Origin of the sequence: Nonomuraea sp. CA-218870 (assembly GCF_050936535.1) — a bacterium.
GTDB lineage: Bacteria > Actinomycetota > Actinomycetes > Streptosporangiales > Streptosporangiaceae > Nonomuraea > Nonomuraea corallina.
The window spans coordinates 1,454,043-1,474,221 of sequence record NZ_JBNJMN010000001.1; the positions used below are offsets into that span (position 1 = coordinate 1,454,043).

A 20,179-nucleotide genomic window follows, 5' to 3' on the forward strand; every position below is an offset into this window, starting at 1 on the left:
GAGACTCAGATGGCAGATCCCCGCACCATCGCATACTCACATCGCCTCATAGGCGCGCAGGAGGGACCGTGCTGACCGCGTTTACCCGGGCGTTCCGGACGCCGGACCTGCGCAAGAAGTTGCTCTTCACCCTGGGCATCATCGCGCTGTTCCGTCTCGGCTCGGTTCTTCCGACTCCGGGCGTTCACGTTCAGAATCTGGCGGCCTGCTTCGACCAGGCCCGTGAAGGCGCCAACGGAAACGTCTACGGAATGGTGCAGCTGTTCAGCGGCGGCGCCCTTCTGAAACTTTCAGTGTTCGCGCTGGGCATCATGCCCTACATCACCGCGAGCATCATCCTTCAGCTGCTGGTCGTCGTCATCCCGCGACTCGAAGCGCTCAAGAAGGAGGGCCAGTCCGGTCAGGCCAAGATCACGCAGTACACGCGTTACCTGACCATCGCACTCGGCGTCCTCCAGTCGACCGCGTTCATCGCCCTGGCCCGGTCCGGGCAGCTGTTCCCGAACTGTCAGCAGAACGTGCTGCTCGACCCCGACAACATCTTCCAGATCGTGACCATGGTCATCATCATGACCGCGGGTACCTCTGTGATCATGTGGCTGGGCGAGCTCATCACGGATCGCGGTGTCGGCAACGGCATGTCGATCCTGATCTTCACCTCGGTCGTGTCGATCTTCCCGTCCGAGATGGCCAACATCTTCCAGGCGAACAAGTTCACCTTCGCGGCCGTGCTCGTGGTCGGCGTGTTCCTCGTGGCCGCCGTGGTCTTCGTCGAGCAGGCGCAGCGCCGGATCCCGGTGCAGTACGCCAAGCGGATGGTCGGACGCCGGATGTACGGCGGCACGTCGACCTACATCCCGCTGAAGGTCAACCAGGCCGGCATCATCCCGGTCATCTTCGCCTCGTCGCTGCTCTACCTGCCGCAGCTGATCACCTCGCTGTTCGCGAACGCCGAGAACCCCAACGCGGTCATCCAGTGGATCTCGCAGAACCTCGCGACCGGTGACACGCCGATCTACATGGCGACGTTCTTCCTCCTGATCGTCTTCTTCACCTACTTCTACGTGTCCATCACCTTCAACCCCACTGAAGTGTCCGACAACATGAAGAAGTACGGTGGGTTCATTCCGGGCATCCGTCCGGGCCGGCCGACGGCTGAGTACCTCAACTTCGTGCTCACCCGCCTGACCACGCCCGGTGCGCTCTATCTGGGTCTGATCTCCATGGTCCCGATCGTCGCGCTCGCGGTGGCCGGTGCGAGCCAGAACTTCCCGTTCGGAGGGACGAGCATTCTGATCATGGTTGGTGTCGGCCTGGACACGGTCAAGCAAATCGAGAGCCAGCTGCAGCAGCGTAACTACGAAGGCTTCCTGCGGTAGTGCGTCTCGTTCTCGTCGGGCCCCCTGGAGCGGGTAAAGGGACCCAGGCCCAGTACATAGCATCGAACCTGTCCATCCCGAAGATCTCGACAGGTGACATTTTCCGTGCCAACGTCTCCGGGGGCACGGAGCTAGGCAAGCTCGCCAAGACCTACATGGACCGCGGTGACCTGGTGCCTGACCAGGTGACCATCGCCATGGTCCGTGACCGCCTCTCGGAGGACGACGCGCAGGACGGTTTCCTGCTCGACGGCTTCCCCCGCAACGTGCCCCAGGCCGAGATCCTCAAGAAGATGCTCGCCGACTGGGGCCAGGGGCTCGATCTCGTGCTGGAGCTCGTGGTCGACGACGACGAGGTGGTCAGGCGCCTGGCGGGACGGCGTACGTGCAGCCAGTGCGGGCGCATCTGGCACGTGGAGTTCGACGACAAGCAGGACGACCGGTGCGACGCCTGCGACGGCACGCTGTTCCAGCGTGACGACGACAAGGAGGAGACCGTCAGGCACCGCCTGGAGGTCTACCAGGAGCAGACGGCACCCCTGATCTCCTACTACGCCGACGAGGGAACCCTGGTCGGCGTGGACGCCACGGGGCCGGTGGAGGAGGTCACCCAGCGGGCCATGGACGCGATCCGTCCGTTCCTGGGGTGAGTTCCCGAGGCTGTTCGCGGAGGTGGCACGGAAATCCGTGCCACCTCGCGGTTATTGTGGGGGAATTGGGCTCCGATGTTGCCCGTTGAAGCCCTTGGGGGTGCCGTACGTGTTCAAAAGAAACAAGCATGGAATCCAGATCAAGTCGCCTGAGCAGCTGGAGAAGATGCGCGCCGCGGGCCTGGTGGTGGGGCGCACGCTCGATCTGCTGAAGCGGGCCGTCGAGCCCGGCATCACGCCGCTCGACCTCGACGTGATCGCGGAGAAGGCGATCAGGGACGAGGGCGCGATCCCGTCCTTCAAGGGCTACCAGGGCTTTCCCGCCTCGATCTGCGCCTCGGTGAACAACGAGGTGGTCCACGGGATCCCCACGGCCGCGCGCAAGCTGCGCGAGGGCGACATCATCGCGATCGACTGCGGCGCCATCCTGGACGGCTGGCACGGCGACTCCGCCGTGACGGTCGCGGTGGGTGAGGCGGATCCGAAGCTGCTGGAGCTGATCCGGATCACCGAGGAGGCGATGTGGGCCGGCATCAGGGCGTTGAAGCCCGGCCGCCACCTCTCCGACATCGGCCACGCGATCGAGCGCTACGTCAAGTCCCAGGGCAGGTTCGGCATCCCGCCCGAGTACGGCGGTCACGGCATCGGCACCGAGATGCACATGGACCCGTGGATCGCCAACCACGGCAAGCCCGGGCGCGGCCCCGTCCTGGAGGCGGGCATGTGCCTGGCCATCGAGCCCATGGTCAACCTCGGGTCGGAGCGGACGCGGGTGCTGGCCGACGACTGGACCGTGGTGACGGTGGACGGGAAACCGTCCGCACACTTCGAACACAGCGTCGCGGTAACACATAATGGTCCTTGGGTGCTAACTGCCCTAGATGGGGGCAAAGAGCGCCTATCGCAGTCTTAGCCGCGAGTCCGGGAGTGGGTGGGTATGGCGCAGAGTCCCGAGATGCGTGCTTCCGACGTCGATCGTGATCAGGTGGCCGCCGTGCTGCGTGAACACACCGCCGAAGGCCGCATCACCATGGACGAGTTCAACGAGCGGCTCGAACAGCTCTACAGGAGCAGGACCTATGGTGAGCTGGCCAGGCTCACCGCGGACCTGCCGGACGTCGACCTGCGCAACCGCCCCGCCAAGATCTCCCCGCAGCCGGTCGCCAAGCGCGGCATGCACCCCGGGATGATGGCGGCCTGGAGCGCGTGGGCGGCGGCCAGCGCGATCAACTGGGTCGTCTGGTTCATCGTCAGCCTCGCCTCCGATGACTTCGCCTATCCGTGGCCGCTCTGGGTGATGGGCCCCTGGGGGGCCATTCTGCTGGTCAGCACCATTTTCGGGAGAAGCGGGAAAGAGGAGTGAAGGGCCCGGTATCTGTGCACTAGTGCACTGTGCGTATTCGTCCACAGATGGAAATCGCGTGGCTTCCTAACGTGAGCGGTGTCGAGAACACGACTCACGGAGGAACCGAAATGCGCAAGATCATTGCAGCCGCAGCCCTCGCCGGTTCGATGACCGTCACCGGTCTCGCGCTCGCCCCCGCCGCCCAGGCGTCCGCCGCCCCGGCCGCCACCCAGGCGTCGGCCACCGCCGGCACCTGGGGGAAGTACTACTCCAGCAACAAGAAGGCCTACGCCTACGGGAAGACCTGGTCCTTCAAGGGCAAGGTCCACACGAAGTGGTACGGCAAGGAGTTCACCTCCAAGCACGGCTACGTCTGGTTCCGGTACGAGTACAAGAACGGCAGGACCGGCAAGCACTTCTACCGCTGGAACGGTTCGACCGGCCACACCTGGAGCAAGTCGAACATCAAGAAGCTGTACACCTACACCTGCTGGGGCGGCGCCACCAAGTACTGCGGCTCGGTGCACCGCATCTACTAGCAGCCCATTCCCCGCACCAGGAAGGCCCGCCGCTCCCCGGCGGGCCTTCTTGACGCGTGAGAGCTGATGCGCGGGGCGGGACGCGGCGGAGATGGTCCGAGACGGGGAACGGTTCGGGTAGACTGGGGCGTGGTTGTGTCAGGACACCTGGCACGCGTTTCGCGTTTTCCGCCATGGTGTCGTACACTCCTTAGTCGGCTCACTATGACTATCACGCGTCGGCGCCCCTTGCCGGTCGCCGCTCTCTCCGGAGCGTGAGGTCGCGGCTGCTTAGTGAACCGGAGCCTCAGACGATCGATCAGTGAAACGCGAGGGATTTTGGCCAAGAAAGACGGCGCCATCGAGATCGAGGGCACTGTGGTTGAGTCGCTCCCGAACGCCATGTTCCGGGTGCAGCTCGACAACGGCCATAAGGTCCTGGCCCACATCAGCGGACGGATGCGGATGCACTACATCCGGATTCTGCCGGACGACCGGGTAGTCGTGGAACTGAGCCCCTATGACCTCAGTCGTGGGCGGATCGTCTACCGATACAAGTAAGACGTCTGAGGACATAAAGGACTATGAAGGTAAAGCCGAGCGTCAAGAAGATCTGCGACAAGTGCAAGGTGATTCGCCGGCACGGTCGCGTCATGGTGATCTGCGACAACCTGCGCCACAAGCAGCGCCAGGGCTAGTCGCCGCAAGGCTTCTCCGAGTCCGCCCCGATCAGGGTGCGGGCTCGACGCATGAGAAGTCTGCTTCGTAAGCGCGTGTCACACCCGAGCAGGCAGGCCTCATCAGAGACCTGGACCACTCGGGAGACCCCCGGTCGGAGGCCGGGGCCCTCACCCCGGGCATGGGGAGGGGAGGTGGCGCGCAAGACCTCCGCCACAACGAAGGAGAATGCCCACCATGGCTCGCCTGGTTGGCGTCGACCTCCCCCGCGACAAGCGGCTGGAGATCGCTCTCACCTACATCTACGGCATCGGCCGCACCCGCGCCCAGGAGATCCTCCAGGCGACCGGTGTGAGCCCCGACCTCCGCGTGCACCAGCTCTCCGACCAAGAGCTCGTCCCGATGCGTGACTACATCGAGGCGAACTTCAAGATCGAGGGTGACCTGCGCCGCGAGGTCCAGGCCGACATCCGACGCAAGATCGAGATCGGTTGCTACCAGGGCATCCGGCACCGCAAGGGCCTCCCCGTCCACGGCCAGCGCACGCAGACCAACGCGCGCACCCGCAAGGGCAAGAAGAAGACCGTGGCCGGCAAGAAGAAGCCCGGCAAGAAGTAGTAGTCCACCGGAGCGCGAACGGTCAGGCCCGGGAGCGGTAGCTCGCGTGACCAGCGAGGGCCGAGTAAGCGCGACCATTCAGCACAGCCGCGGACCGAAGACCTCAGGAGTTGAAGGCAAGCAATGCCTCCTAAGAGCCGTCAGGGCGCGCCTAAGAAGGTGCGCCGCAAGGAGAAGAAGAACGTCGCTCACGGGCACGCCCACATCAAGAGCACGTTCAACAACACGATCGTCTCGATCACCGACCCCAACGGGAACGTGATCTCCTGGGCCAGCGCGGGCCACGTGGGCTTCAAGGGCTCCCGTAAGTCCACCCCGTTCGCCGCTCAGATGGCCGCCGAGAACGCCGCCCGCCGCGCCATGGAGCACGGCATGCGCAAGGTCGACGTCTTCGTGAAGGGCCCCGGCTCCGGCCGGGAGACCGCGATCCGCTCGCTCCAGGCCACCGGCCTGGAGGTGGGCTCGATCCAGGACGTCACCCCCGTTCCGCACAACGGCTGCCGGCCGCCCAAGCGCCGCCGCGTCTGATTCCAGGAGATAGAGAGAAATGGCTCGTTACACGGGCGCGGACTGCAAGCTGTGCCGCCGGGAGAAGACCAAGCTCTTCCTCAAGGGCAGCAAGTGCGATTCCGCCAAGTGCCCCATCGAGATCCGTCCTTACCCGCCGGGTGAGCACGGCCGCGGACGCCCCAAGGAGTCCGAGTACCAGCTTCAGCTTCGCGAGAAGCAGAAGACCCGCCGCATCTACGGCGTCCTCGAGAAGCAGTTCCGCAACTACTACGAGGAAGCCGCGGGCAAGAGCGGCAAGTCGGGTGAGGTTCTCCTCCAGATCCTGGAGAGCCGCCTCGACAACGTCGTCTACCGCGCCGGTTTCGCGCAGTCGCGTGACGCCGCCCGCCAGCAGGTCCGCCACGGCCACATCATGGTCAACGGCAAGAAGGTGGACATCCCGTCCTACCGTGTGCGCGAGCACGACATCATCGAGGTGCGCGAGACCAAGCGCAGCCTGATGCCGTACGAGGTGGCCCGCGCCACCGCCGGCGAGCGCACCGTCCCGGCCTGGCTGGGCGTCGTGCCGGACAAGCTCCGCATCCTGGTGCACCAGCTGCCCGTCCGGCAGCAGATCGACACCCAGGTGCAGGAGCAGCTGATCGTCGAGTACTACTCGAAGTAGTCACTCGCCTTCCTGGTTCTCGTACGGTTCCCGTACGAGAACTAGGCTGTTTCATCGGAGTGGCGTCATATAGCGGGCGCCACACGAAAAAGGGGAGACCCGCACATGCTGATCGCTCAGCGCCCGACTCTTCTCGAAGAGTCCATCGACGAGACGCGTTCCCGGTTCATCATCGAGCCGCTGGAGCCGGGCTTCGGCTACACCATCGGCAACTCGCTCCGCCGCACGCTGCTGTCGTCCATCCCGGGCGCGGCCGTGACGAGCATCCGGGTGGAGGGCGTGCTGCACGAGTTCTCGACCGTTCCCGGGGTCAAGGAAGACGTCACCGACATCATCCTCAACCTCAAGGAACTCGTCGTGTCCTCCGAGCACGACGAGCCGGTCGTGATGTACCTGCGCAAGCAGGGTCCGGGCGAGGTCACCGCCGCCGACATCGCGCCGCCGGCCGGTGTCGAGGTGCACAACCCCGAGCTGCGCATCGCCACGCTCAACAGCAAGGCGAAGCTGGAGATGGAGCTGACGGTCGAGCGTGGCCGCGGCTACGTCTCCGCCGCCCAGAACAAGCAGCCCGGCCAGGAGATCGGCCGCATCCCGATCGACTCCATCTACTCGCCGGTCCTCAAGGTCACCTACAAGGTCGAGGCGACCCGAGTCGAGCAGCGCACCGACTTCGACCGCCTGATCCTCGACGTCGAGACCAAGCCGGCCATGAAGCCCCGCGACGCGGTGGCCTCCGCCGGAAAGACCCTCGTCGAGCTCTTCGGCCTGGCCCGTGAGCTCAACGTCGAGGCCGAGGGCATCGACATCGGCCCGTCGCCGACCGACGCGGCCCTGGCCGCCGACCTGGCGCTGCCGATCGAGGAGCTCAACCTCACCGTCCGCTCGTACAACTGCCTCAAGCGCGAGGGCATCCACACCGTGGGCGAGCTGGTCGCGCGGAGCGAGCAGGACCTGCTCGACATCCGCAACTTCGGCGCGAAGTCGATCGAAGAGGTCAAGCAGAAGCTGCACGAGATGTCGCTGGCGCTCAAGGACTCCCCGCCCGGGTTCGACCCGAGCGCGGTGGCCGGCGGCGGCTACGACGACGACGACAGCGCGTACGTCGAGACCGAGCAGTACTGACCCGCGCGGGCCCCTGATCGCGGGGGCCCGCCGGGCAAGGCCGCACCCGCGCGGCCTTCGTATCGCGGGGGGCCGCGACGGCCTCCCGCCCGACCCCGGTACCTGGCACGGCCGGGGCGGTTAACTCACAAGGAGAGAGCAATGCCCAAGCCCACCAAGGGCGCACGTCTTGGCGGCAGCCCGGCCCACGAGCGGCTGATCCTGGCCAACCTGGCCACCGATCTGTTCCGCCACGGCAAGATCCGCACGACGGTCACCAAGGCCAAGCGCCTCCGCCCGCTGGCGGAGCGCCTGATCACCAAGGCGAAGAAGGGCGACATCCACAACCGTCGCCAGGTGCTCACGGTCGTCAAGGACAAGGGCGTCGTCCACCACCTCTTCACCGAGATCGCGACGACGTTCGCCGAGCGTCCCGGCGGCTACACCCGGATCACCAAGATCGGGGCGCGGAAGGGCGACAACGCCCCGATGGCCGTCATCGAGCTGGTGACCGAGCCGCTGAACACGGTGACCCGCACCTCCGCTCCGGCCGCCGCCCCCGCCGCTCCGGCGCAGGAGGAGCAGGCCGAGGCGAAGACCGACGCCGACACCGAGGCGAAGGCCGAGACCGAGGAGAGCGCCGAGGCTCCGGCCGAGGCCAAGAGCGACGACGCCGCCGAGGCGCCGGAGGCGAAGAAGGACGAGGCCTGAGACACGAGGCCCGACGGGCCCGGACCTCTTGATCGGGGTTCGGGCCCTTTGTCGTCCTCGTGACCGTGTGTTTCTTCGCCTGGAGGTGATCGTGGTACGGCTGCGGCTGGATCTCGGGTACGACGGGAGCGGATTCTCCGGCTGGGCCCGTCAGCCCGCGTTGCGTACCGTGCAGGGGGAGATCGAGCTGGCGCTCGGCCGGATCCTCCGGCTGGAGGACCCGGCGCTGACCGTCGCGGGGCGCACCGACGCCGGAGTGCACGCGCGCGGGCAGGTGGCGCACCTGGACGTGCCGGACGAGGCCCTGGCGCAGCTCGACGGCAACCGGCCGGAGCCGCTGGGGACGGACGAGCGGCTCGCCGCGCTCGTGAGGAGGCTCGGAGGCGTCCTTCCCGCGGATGTCCGTGTTTTTCGGGTCTCCATGGCCCCTGAGGGCTTCGACGCGCGTTTTTCTGCCTTGTCCCGGCGGTACGCGTACCGGGTGAGCGACGCCCCCGGCGGTGGCGATCCGCTGCGGCGGCACGAGGTCCTGTGGCACAACCGCCCGCTCGACCTCGACGCGCTGAACACCGCCGCCTCCCGGCTGCTCGGCGAGCACGACTTCGCCGCGTTCTGCAAGAAACGCGAGGGCGCCACCACCATCCGGGAGCTGCAGCGGCTCGACTGGGCGCGCGACCCCGACGGGGTGCTGGTCGCGACCGTGGTGGCCGACGCGTTCTGCCACTCGATGGTACGGGCCCTCGTCGGCTCCCTCCTGGCAGCGGGCGACGGCCGGAGGCCGGTCGAGTGGCCGGGACAGGTGCTCGCCGCGGGCGTACGCGACACCGGGGTGCACGTGGCGCCCGCGCACGGCCTGTGCCTGGAAGAGGTCTGCTACCCGCCGGACGAGGAACTCGCGGCCCGCGCCACCACCACGCGGCGGGTGCGCACCCTGACCCTCGAAGGCTGAATCCGCCGGGCCGGAGACTCAGTTGTCGGCGACGCGGCGTTCCAGGACCTTGGCCGTCTCGTCGCGGAACTCGCTGCTCACCTTGACCAGGGTCTTCTCCTTGCCGTTCGGCGTGTGGCCGTCGGCGTGGGTGGCGTAGCTGAAGACGATGTAGCGGCCCCACACCAGCCCGGCCGCGTAGCCGCCGGCGATGTTCACCCGGTCGCCGCCGGACCCGCCGGGGCCCGCCAGGCCGCGGAACCACAGGTTGCGGTCGAGGTTCTTGGCCTGGTCGACCTCCAGGGCGGCGTCCCTGCTCGGCAGGACCGCGATGCCGGTGGTCACCGCGTAGCGGCGCTTGCGGTCGACGTACGTGGCGCGCAGCACGCGGTTGCACTTCTGCGCCTTCAGCGCCTCCGCGAACGGCCCCGACGCGGCGTCCGCGCAGTCGTCGTCCAGCTCCGACCTGACCCGGGTGAACGTGGTGCCGGCCGCGTCCACCTTCTTGTCCGGGAACGCCTCCTTGAGCGACAGCGCCTTCGGATCGGTGATCTCCGAGTTGAGCATGGACGTGCCGGACGGCTGCGCGGGGGTGGTGACGGAGGGCGCGGCGGTGGGAGCCGTCGTGGGGGCGGCGGTGGGGGCGGCGGTGGGGGCGGCCACGCCCGTGGGCGCCGACGAGTTGACGGACCGGACGGCGAAGAACCCGCCCGTGGCGACCCCGGCGAGCACCAGCACGCCGAGCGTGGCGAACAGCGCCCGCTTGCTCTTCGGCGGCTCCTGGACCTGGATGGACGCGAGCGACTGCCCGAAGGGACCGCCCTGCCCTGGACCGCTCTGCCCGGGACCGCCCTGGCTCAGGGGGGTCAGTTCACCCTGCCGGGGTGGCCGTCCGGCGAGTTCGCCGAGGGCCGGTGATCGGCCGGGTCGTGCGGGCGGCAGGCCGGTGGGTCCGCCCTCGGCGGGCGACCGGCGGGGGACGGGCGTGCCGGGTGGAGATCCCTGCGGCGGAACGAGGCCGCCCTGAGTCGAGCCCGTCGCACCGGTGGCGCCCTGAGCGGGGCTGGCGGCGCGCGGCGTACCCGGTCCGCCGCTCGGCACGCCTGGCGCACTCGGGGGCGGGCCGGCGGGGGTCTGCCGCCCGGAGTGGGGCGCGCCCCCGGCCGGTCGAGCGGGGCCCGGCGCGGGCGGCATGTCTCCAGCGGCCGGGGAGGTCGCCACGGAGCCCAGCGGGGTCTGCGGCCCGCCGCGGGGCGTACCCCCGCCTTGGGTCACACCTCCGGCTTGGGGCGTGCCTCCGGCTTGGGGCGTGCCTCCGGCTTGGGTCACACCTCCGCCTTGCGGCGTGCCTCCGTCTTGGGGTGTGCTTCCGGCTTGGGCGACACTTCCGGCTTGGGCGACACTTCCGGCTTGCGGCGTGCCTCCGGCTTGGGGCAGGTGGGCGCCGAAGCCGCCCGGAGGCGGAACGGGAACCCCTTGGATCACGCTGCCCAAGGTCTGCGGTCCTGGATCGGCTGGAGTCTCCTGGCCGCCTGCGGCAGCAGGACGCGGGTCGGTTCCGATCCCGGCGGGGCCGTCTTCGACGGGTGTCAGGGAGGCGGCGGCGCCACCCCCAGCCTCGGGCTGAGCGTCGCCTTCAGTCGTGAGCTGAGGGCTGTCACCGGCCGGGCGCTCGCCCTGGAGAGAGACGGCCTCCCGCTGACCGGGCTCGGCGTCTTCCCCGGACCCCTGGGCGTTCCCGCCGGACCCTGACGAGGCGGACCGGCGCCCCCAGACCTCGGACGCGAACGGGAGGTCGAGCTGGTCGCGGGACTCCGGGGCGGGGGGCGGCCAGACGGGAATGTCGTTCGGTTCGGTCCGGCGACCCGTATGCCTCCTCCGGGGTTCGTGCGAGGTCTCGGAGTCATCCGTGGCATGGGACGCACCGGGAGGACGACCGCCGCCCGGGGACCGCTCGGCGGAGGGGCCGCCCTGGAGGGGAGCCTCGGCACGATGAGCGCCGTCCGGCGCGGACCGTCCGACGTGAGGGCTGTCCCCGGAGGTGGGCGGAGCGCTGACCGGGGACCGCTCGGCGGCAGCGCCGGCATGATGAGCCGAAGGGTCGCCTTGGGCGGGGGCGGTGGGCGCGGCGAGCGCATGGGCGCCGCTTGAGGACTGTCGGGGGGTGGGGCCGCCCTGGATGGGATCGCCCGCTGCCTCGGGGGCAGGCTTGTCGGGGGCGGGCGGGGGCACGGCGCCCTGCTGGGCGGCGGGGGAGAGCTTCGGGTCGAACAGCGGCGCCGGCGGCCCCTTCCGTCCGGGCGACGGCACCGGCATCCCCGGCCCCGCCTTCCGCGCGAACGGCGGCACGCGGCCCGGCCGGGTCGGCCCTTCGGCGCCCTGCTGCCGATCGGCGTCCGGTTCCTGGTCGTAGGAGGGGCGGGTCGGCTCCACGCCGTAGGGCGGCCTGGGGTCCTCCACCGGGTAGAGCTCCTCCGCGTCCAGCCCGTACGGCGGGGGGCCCTCGTCTCCGGAGGGCGGAGCCGCGTCGTGGTCGGCGGGGGTGGGCGCACTGAGAGGTACGGGCCGCGCCGCCATCGCGTCCGGGTCGAAGTAACGCGACGGCCCTGACGGCACCGGTTCGGCTCCCCAGCTGTCGGCGGAGTCGGAGGCCGACGCGGGGTCGGGACGGCGACCGGCGGATTCGCCCCAGCTGATCGGCCCGGCTGTCCAGCCTTCCGCGGCCGGGGGCTCGCCGGGCGGAGTCGGACCAGGTCCCCACGGCGGGCGCACGGACGCGGCGACGTCACCCTCGCCGGCGACGCGGTGATCGCCGGTCTGGGGGATGCGTCCGTAGGGACGGGTGTCGTGCTGGTCGGGCTGGGGGCCGTGCTCGTGGGGCCGGTCGTTCTGGTGGATGCGTTGGTACGGCCGGGTCTCGCGCTCGTCGCTCTGGCCGCCACTCCCGGGCGGCGTCTCCTGCCGGGGATCGCGTTCGTACGGGTGGGCGTGGTGCTCGCCGGTCTGGGGGCCGCGCTCGTACGGACGGGGCTGGTGCGGGCCGGGCTGGGGCGCGGGGGTGTCGTCGTCGGGTTCGAGCTCGCCGGTGGCGGCCGGCCACGGGGGCATGGCGGGGGAGTCGGTGACCGGCGTCGGCCATACCTGCATGCCGGCGGCCGCGGCGGTGAACGCCTGGGGAGGCCCCCAGCGCGTGCCGCCGAGGTCGGCGGGCTTTCCCCAGGAGCTCTTCGGCGGCTGGGAGATGACGGGCGGGACGACGGAGACGCTCGTGGGCGACTCCTCGTCGTCCGCGAACCAGTCGTACGTCGCACCCTCCGCGGCCTGCACCTCCCAGGGCTGGGCGCCGGGGAAGGGCGGAGGGGCCTGCTCGGCGGCGGTGCGTACGTCTGAAGAGCCGCTGTCCCGTGGCGGAAGGGGGCCGGTGTCTCGCATGCCCTCGCTGTCTCGTGCGTGGGGTACGCCCGAAGGGGGGTTGTCTCGTACGGGCGCGGCCGGGGTGGTGTCCCGTACGCCTGAGGGGGCGGCGGGACGGGACGGCGGGGCGGCGTCGGAGTCGTCGACGGAGAGCCAGGACTCGGCGGGAGCGGCGCCCGCGGGCTGCCAGGCGTCCTCGCGCGATGGCTCGCCCTCGACCGTGAGCCAGGCTCGCGCCGAGGGGTCGTCCGGGTATGCCGGTGGACTCCCCTGCTCGCTGGGTTGCTGACGACCGAAGCTCGGCGGGGGCGTCGGGGGTGCGCCGCCCGCTTCCCTGCGCTCGTGCCCTGACCCGGGTCCCTGCCCACGCATAAGGCGAGCGTAGCGAGAGTCCCTAGATCGTTCTCTCGGTATGAGTGTTCCGGGCCTTAGGAATCGTCACTTTTGCGGGATTTCGCGTACGAAGTGAAGGTTCAGGCCGCGCGGGCGCCCGTCAGCGTCCGTACGTCGAGGGCCTTGAAGACCGTCGCCTTGGTGATGTCGTCGGCCGCCTGGAAGAGACGCTTGGACGCGTTCTTGTCGGGCTCGGAGCCGTCCTTGTTCTGGAACCAGACCAGGACCGCGTAGTGGCCGTGGGTCCACACCTTGGCGCCGCCGCTGCCGGAGCCGAGGAACTTGGTCACCTCGTCCTTGCCCGCGAGGGGCTTGACGTAGTTGGACTTGTCGCCGGACTTGGCCACCCTGGCGGCGTTCTTGGTCGTGCTGAGGTTGGCCACGCCGACCGTGCCGATGATCTCCCCCTTCTTGTCACGGAAGCTGGCCCGCATCATCTGGGTGCACTTGGCCGACTTGAGGGCCTTCGTGATCTTCTCGCCGAGCACGCCGTCGCCGCACTTCTTGTCCTTGCTGGTGACGGTCATCTCGTACGAGCGACCCGAGGCGGTGATCTTCTTGGACCCGAAGAGCTCCTTCAGCGTGAGCGGGTCGGGGTCCGTGCTGCGGCTGCCCGCGTAACCGAACTCGCCGGGCGGGGCCGACGGGAGCGGGGCGGAGGTGCGCTGGGCCGAGCTGGACACGGCGGCCGGGTCGTCCGCGTTGAACATCACCGCCAGGCCGCCGCCGAGCAGCGCGAGCACGCCGACGCCGGCGAGCGAGGCCCACAGCGGGCCGCGGGAACGGGGGCCCTCGTCGTACGGGCTCCAGGTCCGGGGGCTGGCCTTCTCCGTCTGCTCCGGCTTGTCGGGGCTGTCCACCTGGTCGGCCTTGTCCGCCTTGGTGGCCTTGGCTGCCTTGGACCTGCCGCGCCTGCCGCGACCGGCGTCCTTGGGCTCGTCGCCGCCGGGCAGCGGGGCGTCTCCGGGGGGACCGGCCGGCGGCTGCTGCGCGTTCGCGGTGGTGAACGCCTCCGTGGGCTGCGGCGCGCCGGGCGGCGGCTTCCGGTTGCTCGGCGTGAACGCGTCGGACTGGCCGGTGGCGAACGGGTCGGACGGGTTCCTCGGACCCGAGGGGATCGGGGGCCCCTGCGGGCCGGTGGCGAGGGGGACCGGCGCGCCCAGCGGGCCGGTGGGCGGGCCGGCGAGCGGGTCGGAAGGGCCTCGCGGGCCGGGCGGGCCTGCGGGGCCTCCCCGGTCGCCCGCGGCGAAGGGGCCGGACGGGCCCTGCTGGCGGGGTGTGAAGGCGTCACCGGCCGGGGGGAATCCGCCGGTGGGCGGCTGTCCGTCGGCGCCCTGCTGGACGGGCGTGAAGAAGCCGGAGTCGGCCGGTGGCTGGCGGTCTCTACGAGAACGACGCGGGGTGCCGTCTGTGCCGGTTTGCGGTTCCTCGGGAAAACCCATGCGGAGACATTACCGTGAAGGTGGTCACGAACGTCCGAAGTCCTGCGTCCACCAAGGCCCGCCGGGGCCCCACACCACGCCGACGCCGATGGCGTTGAAGTCGCAGTTGAGCATGTTGCGGCGGTGGTCGGGACTGGCGAGCCAGCCCTGGACCGCCTCCTCGGCGGAGGCGTAGCCGCGGCCGATGTTCTCGGCGGTGCCGTTGCGGTACCCGGCCCGTTCCATCCGGTCCCAGGGCGAGGAGCCGTCGGGCGACTCGTGGGTGAACTGCCCGGACCGGGCCATCTCCATGGAGTGCGTACGGGCCGCCCTGGTGAGCCTGGGATCGGACGTGAGCGGGCGGCAGCCCTTCCTGGCCCTGGCGGCGTTGGTGAGGCGGACGACGTCGGCGGCCATGCCGGGCATGCTCCTGATCGACTGGTCGTCGCCCAGCACCCGGACCGGGTCGTCGTCGGTGAAGCCGGGGATCTCGCCGGTGGGGCTCTTCGTGGGCCGGACGTCGGCCTCGGCCTGGGCGCGCGGCATCGTGGTGGTCGCCTGCCTGGGGACCCGCTCGGCCTGGGGCTGCGCCTTCGGCGGCGTGGCGCGCGGGGTGGCCTGGGCGGTGGTGGGCGGCGTGGTCTCGTTCAGGAAGATGTGGTCGTCGGGTATCGAGTCGCCGGACATGCGGCCGAGCAGGACACCCGTGAACAGGGCCGCCGCGAGCAGGCCCACGGCACCCAGGTTGGTCCGGCGCCGGACGGTCCGCTGGGTGTGCCGGGTGTGAGAACTCTGCCACATACCGCCACCAACGATAGGGATGTCGGGTCCTGGTAAAGAAGGGATTGCAGGGAACCGAAATAGATTCGTTCTGTGGTCAGGTAGAATCACCACTGGTTACCGGTCTTTTGACTGCCCTCCCGAGGGCAGGTAACCTCTCGTTCGTTGTGTGCATAGGTCCGCGTGACCGATGCGCGGCGCGTCCGGCGTCATCTCCCATCATCATGGCCATCGGGCCGGGAGACGGAAGGTCCGGGCCGTCGTGTGCCCGCACCGACCGACCCCAAGCGCCGCCGTTTCCCGGCGGCGCGCCGAAGACGCGAGCATAAAGAAGGCTACGACCGTGCGCACGTACTCACCGAAGCCCGCCGACGTCCAGCGTCAGTGGTACGTCATCGACGCGACCGATGTCGTCCTGGGCAGGCTGGCCAGCCACGTCGCGACCCTGCTCCGCGGCAAGCACAAGCCGATCTTCGCCAACCACGTCGACACCGGTGACTTCGTCATCGTCATCAACGCTGACAAGATCGCGCTCAGTGGCAACAAGCTCGAGCAGAAGAAGGCGTACCGCCACTCGGGTTACCCCGGCGGTCTGCGTTCCGTCACCTACGGCGAGCTCATGGAGAAGCGGCCCGACAAGGCCGTCGAGAAGGCCGTCAAGGGCATGCTGCCGAAGAACTCCCTCGGCCGGAAGATGATCAAGAAGCTGAAGGTCTACGCGGGTTCCGAGCACCCGCACCAGGCCCAGCGGCCCGTGCCGTTCGAGATCACCCAGATCGCCCAGTAGACCCCCCTGCGGGGGGTGCCCCCCGCATGCCCCCCGAACGAACGGGGGGAGTGGACCTAGTTTGATGTCGTGGGGAGACCCCACGCCTTGTCCCTGGCGGGGCAAGCGAAAGATTTCAGAGGAGAACCGTGGCTGAGCCCACCGGTGTCGAGACGGTCGTCGAGGCCGAGCAGGAGGACTTCTCCAGCGAGGAGTTCCCGTCCGAGTACACCACCGAATCCGCCGCCAGCGCTGACGCCCCCGTGCGCAAGCCCGTGACCACGGGCAACTCGTACGGCACCGGCCGCCGGAAGGAGGCGATCGCCCGCGTGCGCATCGTCCCCGGCACCGGCAAGTGGACGATCAACGGTCGTTCGCTCGACGCCTACTTCCCGAACAAGGTTCACCAGCAGATCGTCAACGAGCCCTTCGTGGTGCTCGGCGCCGAGGAGGCGTTCGACGTCATCGCGCGCATCGACGGCGGCGGCGTGACCGGCCAGGCCGGTGCGCTGCGCATGGGCCTGTCCCGCGCGCTGGCGATCCTGGACGTCGAGGTCAACCGCCCGCCGCTGAAGAAGGCCGGCTTCCTCACCCGTGACGCCCGCGCCACGGAGCGGAAGAAGTACGGCCTCAAGAAGGCCCGCAAGGCTCCGCAGTACAGCAAGCGCTAAGTTGGCGCGGCTGTTCGGCACCGACGGGGTGCGTGGGGTCGCAGGACGCGACCTCACGGCCGAGCTCGCCATGGACCTCTCGGTCGCGGCGGCTCACGTCCTCGGCGATGCAGGCGTGTTCGCCACCGGCTCCAGCCTCAGGCGGCCGGTGGCGGTCGTAGGCCGGGACCCGCGTGCCTCGGGGGAGTTCCTCGAGGCCGCCGTGGTCGCCGGCCTCGCGTCGTCCGGAGTGGATGTGCTGCGCCTCGGCGTGCTGCCCACCCCGGCCGTCGCCCACCTCACGGCCGCGCTCGGCGCCGACCTCGGCGTCATGTTGTCGGCCTCCCACAACCCGGCGCCCGACAACGGGATCAAGTTCCTGGCCAGGGGCGGCTTCAAGCTGTCCGACGCGGTCGAGGACGAGATCGAGCGGCGGCTCGGCGAGGAGTGGAGCTTCCCCGTCGGCTCGTCCGTCGGGCGGGTGCGTGACGCGTACGGCGAGGCCGACCGCTACATCACCCACGTGCTCGACACCGTCAAGGGCAGGCTCGACGGGCTCCATGTCGTGGTCGACTGCGCCCACGGAGCCGCCCACATGGTGGCCCCCGAGGCGCTGCTGCGCGCCGGCGCGCAGGTCGAGGCCATCGGCGCCCGGCCCGACGGCCTCAACATCAACGACGGCTATGGCTCCACCCACCTCGACAGGCTGCGGCAGATCGTCGTCTCGCGCGGCGCCGATCTCGGCATCGCGTACGACGGCGACGCCGACCGCTGTCTGGCCGTCGACCACACCGGGGCGATCGTCGACGGCGACCAGATCATGGCCGTCCTCGCCGTGGACATGCACGAGCAGGGCTCGCTGGCCAAGGACACCGTGGTCGCCACCGTGATGTCCAACCTGGGGTTCAAGCTGGCCATGCGCGAAGCGGGTCTCACCGTGATCGAGACCGCGGTGGGCGACAGGTACGTGCTGGAGCGGATGAAGGCGGAAGGCTACAACCTGGGCGGCGAGCAGTCAGGGCATGTGATCATGCTCGACCACGCCACCACGGGTGACGGCCTGCTCACCTCGCTCCACCTGCTGGCGGTGGTGGCCCGGTCCGGCCGGTCGCTGCGCGAGCTGGCCTCGGTGATGACGGCGCTGCCGCAGATCCTGATCAACGTCAAGGGCGTCGACCGGGGCAAGGCCGCCGCGCCGGAGCTCAAGGCCGCGGTGACCGAGGCGGAGTCGGAGCTGGGCGAGACGGGCCGCGTGCTGATCCGGCCCAGCGGGACCGAGCCGATGATCCGCGTCATGGTGGAGGCCTCCTCCGAGGAGCAGGCCACCAAGGTCGCCGAACGCCTCGCGGACGTGGTCCGCACCGTCTGCGCCTGAACGCACCTCCGGGTACGGGATCGCCGTGCCCGGAGGTCAGGCGTGAGACCTGAGCTGGTCGTCGAGAGTCCAGATGCCTGCCTCGACCCCGCTCACCCGTCTCTGGTAGAGCTCACGTTCGGCGAGGATGCACAGATCTCCCAACCCGAGCTTGCTCATGACGTGATCGGTCAGCGGGACTCCGGTTCCTGCCCCGTCGATGAGCGCACGCAGGAACTCCGGCCCCCACTCCACGGAGTGAAGCACCCACGGCGCCTTGCCCTCGATGACCTGCTGCAGGAGCTGGGAGAGCTTGTCGGCATCCTGGCGACGCAGCCGGCCGTCGGCCAGCTGGGCGATGTGATTACCGGTCTCGATCACCGCTGTCACGGGGAGGATCAGCCTGCAGCGGGCGCGCTTGTCCGCGAGCTGCCCGGCGACCGTCTCGCGGTCCTGGTTCTTGCCCGGGATGTCGAGGAGATTACAGAGGACTCAGGTGTCGACGAATTCGACCCTAGGCCCATCAGACGGTCGAACTCGGTGTGGTCGTTCTCGGGCGGGCCCTGTTCCAGCAGCCCTGACGTGATGACAGCACCCAGATCGCCCTGGGCCATCAAGCTCGGGTAACCGGGGAGATCCGGCAGTTCGGTGAGCTGGGAGAGCCCTGTCGTCCGGTCGCGGGTGGTCACCACGACACTCTGGTGATCTTCTTGCGAAAGGGCCGACAGCAGCGCTGGGCTGTGCGTGGTGAACATGACATGGGCGGTGTGCTCCTGGGTCGCGCTTTTCACCAGTCTCAGGAGCTGTGAGGCCTGGGAAGGATGCAGGCCGTTCTCCAGTTCCTCGATGACGAACAGGGGTGTCACGCCGCCGTCAGCGGGGTCACGCCGGCTGAGATCCAGGTCCATGCCTTGACGGAGAAGCGCCGTGGCGATGGCTATGAAGCGCAGGAGGCCGTCGCTCATCTCGCGGGCAGGGGTCGTGGCGCCATCCTCTCGGAGCGCGAGCATCAGGTCGTCGAGTTCGGAGCGGATCAGTTCGATGCCGGAGATGTCGTGGTCGACGAGAGCCTGAGCGTGCCGCAGAAGGCGTTCATAAGCCGTCGGGTCCACTTGCTTGAGGTGCTCGACAACCGCGGAGATGTTCTCTGCGGTCCTTCGCAGGCGGATGTCCCTGCTGGGGACGTACTGGCGCATCAGATGGGGCACCGGATCAGGGGTAGTTGAGCCGTCAGCAGGCGGGACGAGCGGAAGGCGGCTTTCGGGTCGTGTCCGCGCCGCCCGTTGTACCAGGTGGCCTCGATGCTTCCACTGCCACCGGACGATCTCTCGGCGTGCAGAAGCGTATGGAGGGCGCGCCCTGACGGGTCACGTGTGTTGCGGAGCTTGCCGGAGAAAGCGCGGAGCGACTCGCTGATGATCTCTGGTTCGGGGATTTTCCGCTGCTGTTGCGGCCGATGAGCAGGGTCATGTCACCCAGCGGCAGGCGAGCGTCACGAAAGGTCTTGAAGCTCGTCAGGCACAGCTCGGTCAGGCGCGCGCATGGCCCAACGTTACACGCGGGTGGATCACGCGCTCGGTCGTTACTCGTCGCCCGTCAGGGAGTAGGCGCGCAGGCGCCGGCCGGCGAGGAAGACGGCGGCGACGGTGACGATGATCAGGGCCGGGACGGCGAAGCCCAGGCTGACCTCCGCCTCGAAGAACGGGGAGGCGGTGATCTGGTCGGCGACCGTCTGGCCCCACTGCTGGATGGAGAAGCGCCTCGCCCCCGGCACCAGGCTGCCGACCAGTGCCTCCCAGACGAGGGCGTAGATGATGCCGATCGTGACGGCGTGGCGGGTGACGACGCCCAGCAGCAGGAAGACGGCCGCGTAGGCGATGCCCGCGACGAGGGTGCCGACGGCGAAGCCGGAGGCGATGCCGTCTTCGGAGCCGACGAGGATCCAGGCGGCCAGGTAGGTCGGCACGGCCGCGAAGACCGCCACCAGCGAGGCGGCCACCACGAACTTCGTCCGCGCGATGACCGGCCGGGAGATCGGCTTGGACATCAGGTGGATGATGGTGCCGTCGTCGATCTCGGGCGCGATCACGCCGGTGCCGGCGATGAGGCCGAGCAGCGGCAGGAGGGTGCTGAGGGCGAAGCCCCGCATCAGCTCCACGGTCGTGCGCTGGTCGTCGCCGCCGAAGAAGCTGAACATCAGGGCCAGGGCGATCAGCGCGAGGGGAAGCAGGAGCAATAGGACGACCCTGCGCCGGCCCAGCAGCGCCCGGTAGGTGATGCCTGCCACGACGGTGTTCAC

General features: G+C 69.3%; 22 protein-coding genes. 16 read left to right on the forward strand and 6 right to left on the reverse strand.

What is annotated here, in order from left to right:
* Nucleotides 1–68: 68 nt before the first annotated feature.
* From secY to truA, 13 genes are all read left to right on the forward strand, one after another.
* Nucleotides 69–1,379 (forward strand): preprotein translocase subunit SecY, encoded by a 1,311-nt coding sequence (secY, locus tag ACQEUU_RS07445; RefSeq protein WP_433062060.1) that lies wholly within the window; start codon nt 69–71, stop codon nt 1,377–1,379.
* Nucleotides 1,379–2,029, forward strand: coding sequence for an adenylate kinase (locus ACQEUU_RS07450; protein ID WP_270155265.1), 651 nt, complete (start codon nt 1,379–1,381; stop codon nt 2,027–2,029). The genes secY and ACQEUU_RS07450 overlap by 1 nt, the downstream gene beginning before the upstream one ends.
* A gap of 109 nt (nt 2,030–2,138) precedes the next feature.
* Complete coding sequence (map, locus tag ACQEUU_RS07455; RefSeq protein WP_433062064.1) at nt 2,139–2,942, forward strand: type I methionyl aminopeptidase; 804 nt, start codon at nt 2,139–2,141, stop codon at nt 2,940–2,942.
* A gap of 42 nt (nt 2,943–2,984) precedes the next feature.
* Nucleotides 2,985–3,392: a DUF1707 SHOCT-like domain-containing protein gene (locus ACQEUU_RS07460; protein ID WP_433062067.1), complete on the forward strand. Its 408-nt coding sequence runs from the start codon at nt 2,985–2,987 to the stop codon at nt 3,390–3,392.
* 110 nt (nt 3,393–3,502) lie between these two features.
* Complete coding sequence (locus tag ACQEUU_RS07465) at nt 3,503–3,913, forward strand: hypothetical protein (RefSeq protein ID WP_433062069.1); 411 nt, start codon at nt 3,503–3,505, stop codon at nt 3,911–3,913.
* A 318-nt stretch (nt 3,914–4,231) separates the two neighbouring features.
* Complete coding sequence (infA, locus tag ACQEUU_RS07470) at nt 4,232–4,453, forward strand: translation initiation factor IF-1 (RefSeq protein ID WP_012887858.1); 222 nt, start codon at nt 4,232–4,234, stop codon at nt 4,451–4,453.
* 23 nt (nt 4,454–4,476) lie between these two features.
* Complete coding sequence (gene rpmJ, locus ACQEUU_RS07475) at nt 4,477–4,590, forward strand: 50S ribosomal protein L36 (RefSeq protein ID WP_003956441.1); 114 nt, start codon at nt 4,477–4,479, stop codon at nt 4,588–4,590.
* Nucleotides 4,591–4,807: 217 nt separating this feature from the next.
* On the forward strand, nt 4,808–5,188 hold the full coding sequence (rpsM, locus tag ACQEUU_RS07480) for a 30S ribosomal protein S13 (RefSeq protein ID WP_148036797.1): 381 nt from the start codon (nt 4,808–4,810) through the stop codon (nt 5,186–5,188).
* A 123-nt stretch (nt 5,189–5,311) separates the two neighbouring features.
* Nucleotides 5,312–5,716 (forward strand): 30S ribosomal protein S11, encoded by a 405-nt coding sequence (gene rpsK / locus ACQEUU_RS07485; protein ID WP_020542285.1) that lies wholly within the window; start codon nt 5,312–5,314, stop codon nt 5,714–5,716.
* A 19-nt stretch (nt 5,717–5,735) separates the two neighbouring features.
* On the forward strand, nt 5,736–6,362 hold the full coding sequence (rpsD, locus tag ACQEUU_RS07490; RefSeq protein ID WP_433062071.1) for a 30S ribosomal protein S4: 627 nt from the start codon (nt 5,736–5,738) through the stop codon (nt 6,360–6,362).
* Nucleotides 6,363–6,467: 105 nt separating this feature from the next.
* The gene (locus ACQEUU_RS07495) at nt 6,468–7,484 is read left to right on the forward strand and encodes a DNA-directed RNA polymerase subunit alpha (protein WP_433062074.1); all 1,017 of its coding nucleotides are present in this window, start codon (nt 6,468–6,470) and stop codon (nt 7,482–7,484) included.
* A gap of 141 nt (nt 7,485–7,625) precedes the next feature.
* The gene (rplQ, locus tag ACQEUU_RS07500; protein WP_433062077.1) at nt 7,626–8,174 is read left to right on the forward strand and encodes a 50S ribosomal protein L17; all 549 of its coding nucleotides are present in this window, start codon (nt 7,626–7,628) and stop codon (nt 8,172–8,174) included.
* 91 nt (nt 8,175–8,265) lie between these two features.
* Complete coding sequence (truA, locus tag ACQEUU_RS07505; protein ID WP_433071766.1) at nt 8,266–9,123, forward strand: tRNA pseudouridine(38-40) synthase TruA; 858 nt, start codon at nt 8,266–8,268, stop codon at nt 9,121–9,123.
* Between the two features lie 18 nt (nt 9,124–9,141).
* On the opposite strand, the gene ACQEUU_RS07510 is transcribed toward truA, so the two are convergent.
* From ACQEUU_RS07510 to ACQEUU_RS07520, 3 genes are all read right to left on the reverse strand, one after another.
* The gene (locus tag ACQEUU_RS07510) at nt 9,142–12,534 is read right to left on the reverse strand and encodes a hypothetical protein (protein WP_433062079.1); all 3,393 of its coding nucleotides are present in this window, start codon (nt 12,532–12,534) and stop codon (nt 9,142–9,144) included.
* Nucleotides 12,535–12,989: 455 nt separating this feature from the next.
* Nucleotides 12,990–14,351, reverse strand: coding sequence for a hypothetical protein (locus ACQEUU_RS07515; RefSeq protein ID WP_433062082.1), 1,362 nt, complete (start codon nt 14,349–14,351; stop codon nt 12,990–12,992).
* Between the two features lie 24 nt (nt 14,352–14,375).
* Nucleotides 14,376–15,131, reverse strand: coding sequence for a CAP domain-containing protein (locus ACQEUU_RS07520; protein WP_433062085.1), 756 nt, complete (start codon nt 15,129–15,131; stop codon nt 14,376–14,378).
* 322 nt (nt 15,132–15,453) lie between these two features.
* Between ACQEUU_RS07520 and rplM the strand changes: the two genes are divergently transcribed.
* The 3 genes from rplM to glmM all read left to right on the forward strand — a co-directional run bounded on the left by rplM (nt 15,454) and on the right by glmM (nt 17,901).
* Nucleotides 15,454–15,897, forward strand: coding sequence for a 50S ribosomal protein L13 (rplM, locus tag ACQEUU_RS07525; RefSeq protein WP_433062087.1), 444 nt, complete (start codon nt 15,454–15,456; stop codon nt 15,895–15,897).
* A 128-nt stretch (nt 15,898–16,025) separates the two neighbouring features.
* Nucleotides 16,026–16,547: a 30S ribosomal protein S9 gene (rpsI, locus tag ACQEUU_RS07530; protein WP_270153250.1), complete on the forward strand. Its 522-nt coding sequence runs from the start codon at nt 16,026–16,028 to the stop codon at nt 16,545–16,547.
* 1 nt (nt 16,548) lies between these two features.
* Nucleotides 16,549–17,901, forward strand: coding sequence for a phosphoglucosamine mutase (glmM, locus tag ACQEUU_RS07535; protein ID WP_433062091.1), 1,353 nt, complete (start codon nt 16,549–16,551; stop codon nt 17,899–17,901).
* A gap of 36 nt (nt 17,902–17,937) precedes the next feature.
* Here glmM and ACQEUU_RS07540 read toward each other — a convergent pair whose 3' ends face one another.
* From ACQEUU_RS07540 to ACQEUU_RS07550, 3 genes are all read right to left on the reverse strand, one after another.
* Nucleotides 17,938–18,270, reverse strand: a complete 333-nt coding sequence (locus ACQEUU_RS07540; protein WP_433062094.1) for a hypothetical protein — start codon at nt 18,268–18,270, stop codon at nt 17,938–17,940.
* Between the two features lie 8 nt (nt 18,271–18,278).
* The gene (locus ACQEUU_RS07545; RefSeq protein ID WP_433062096.1) at nt 18,279–19,088 is read right to left on the reverse strand and encodes an AAA family ATPase; all 810 of its coding nucleotides are present in this window, start codon (nt 19,086–19,088) and stop codon (nt 18,279–18,281) included.
* 374 nt (nt 19,089–19,462) lie between these two features.
* Nucleotides 19,463–20,179: an ABC transporter permease subunit gene (locus tag ACQEUU_RS07550; RefSeq protein WP_433062099.1), complete on the reverse strand. Its 717-nt coding sequence runs from the start codon at nt 20,177–20,179 to the stop codon at nt 19,463–19,465.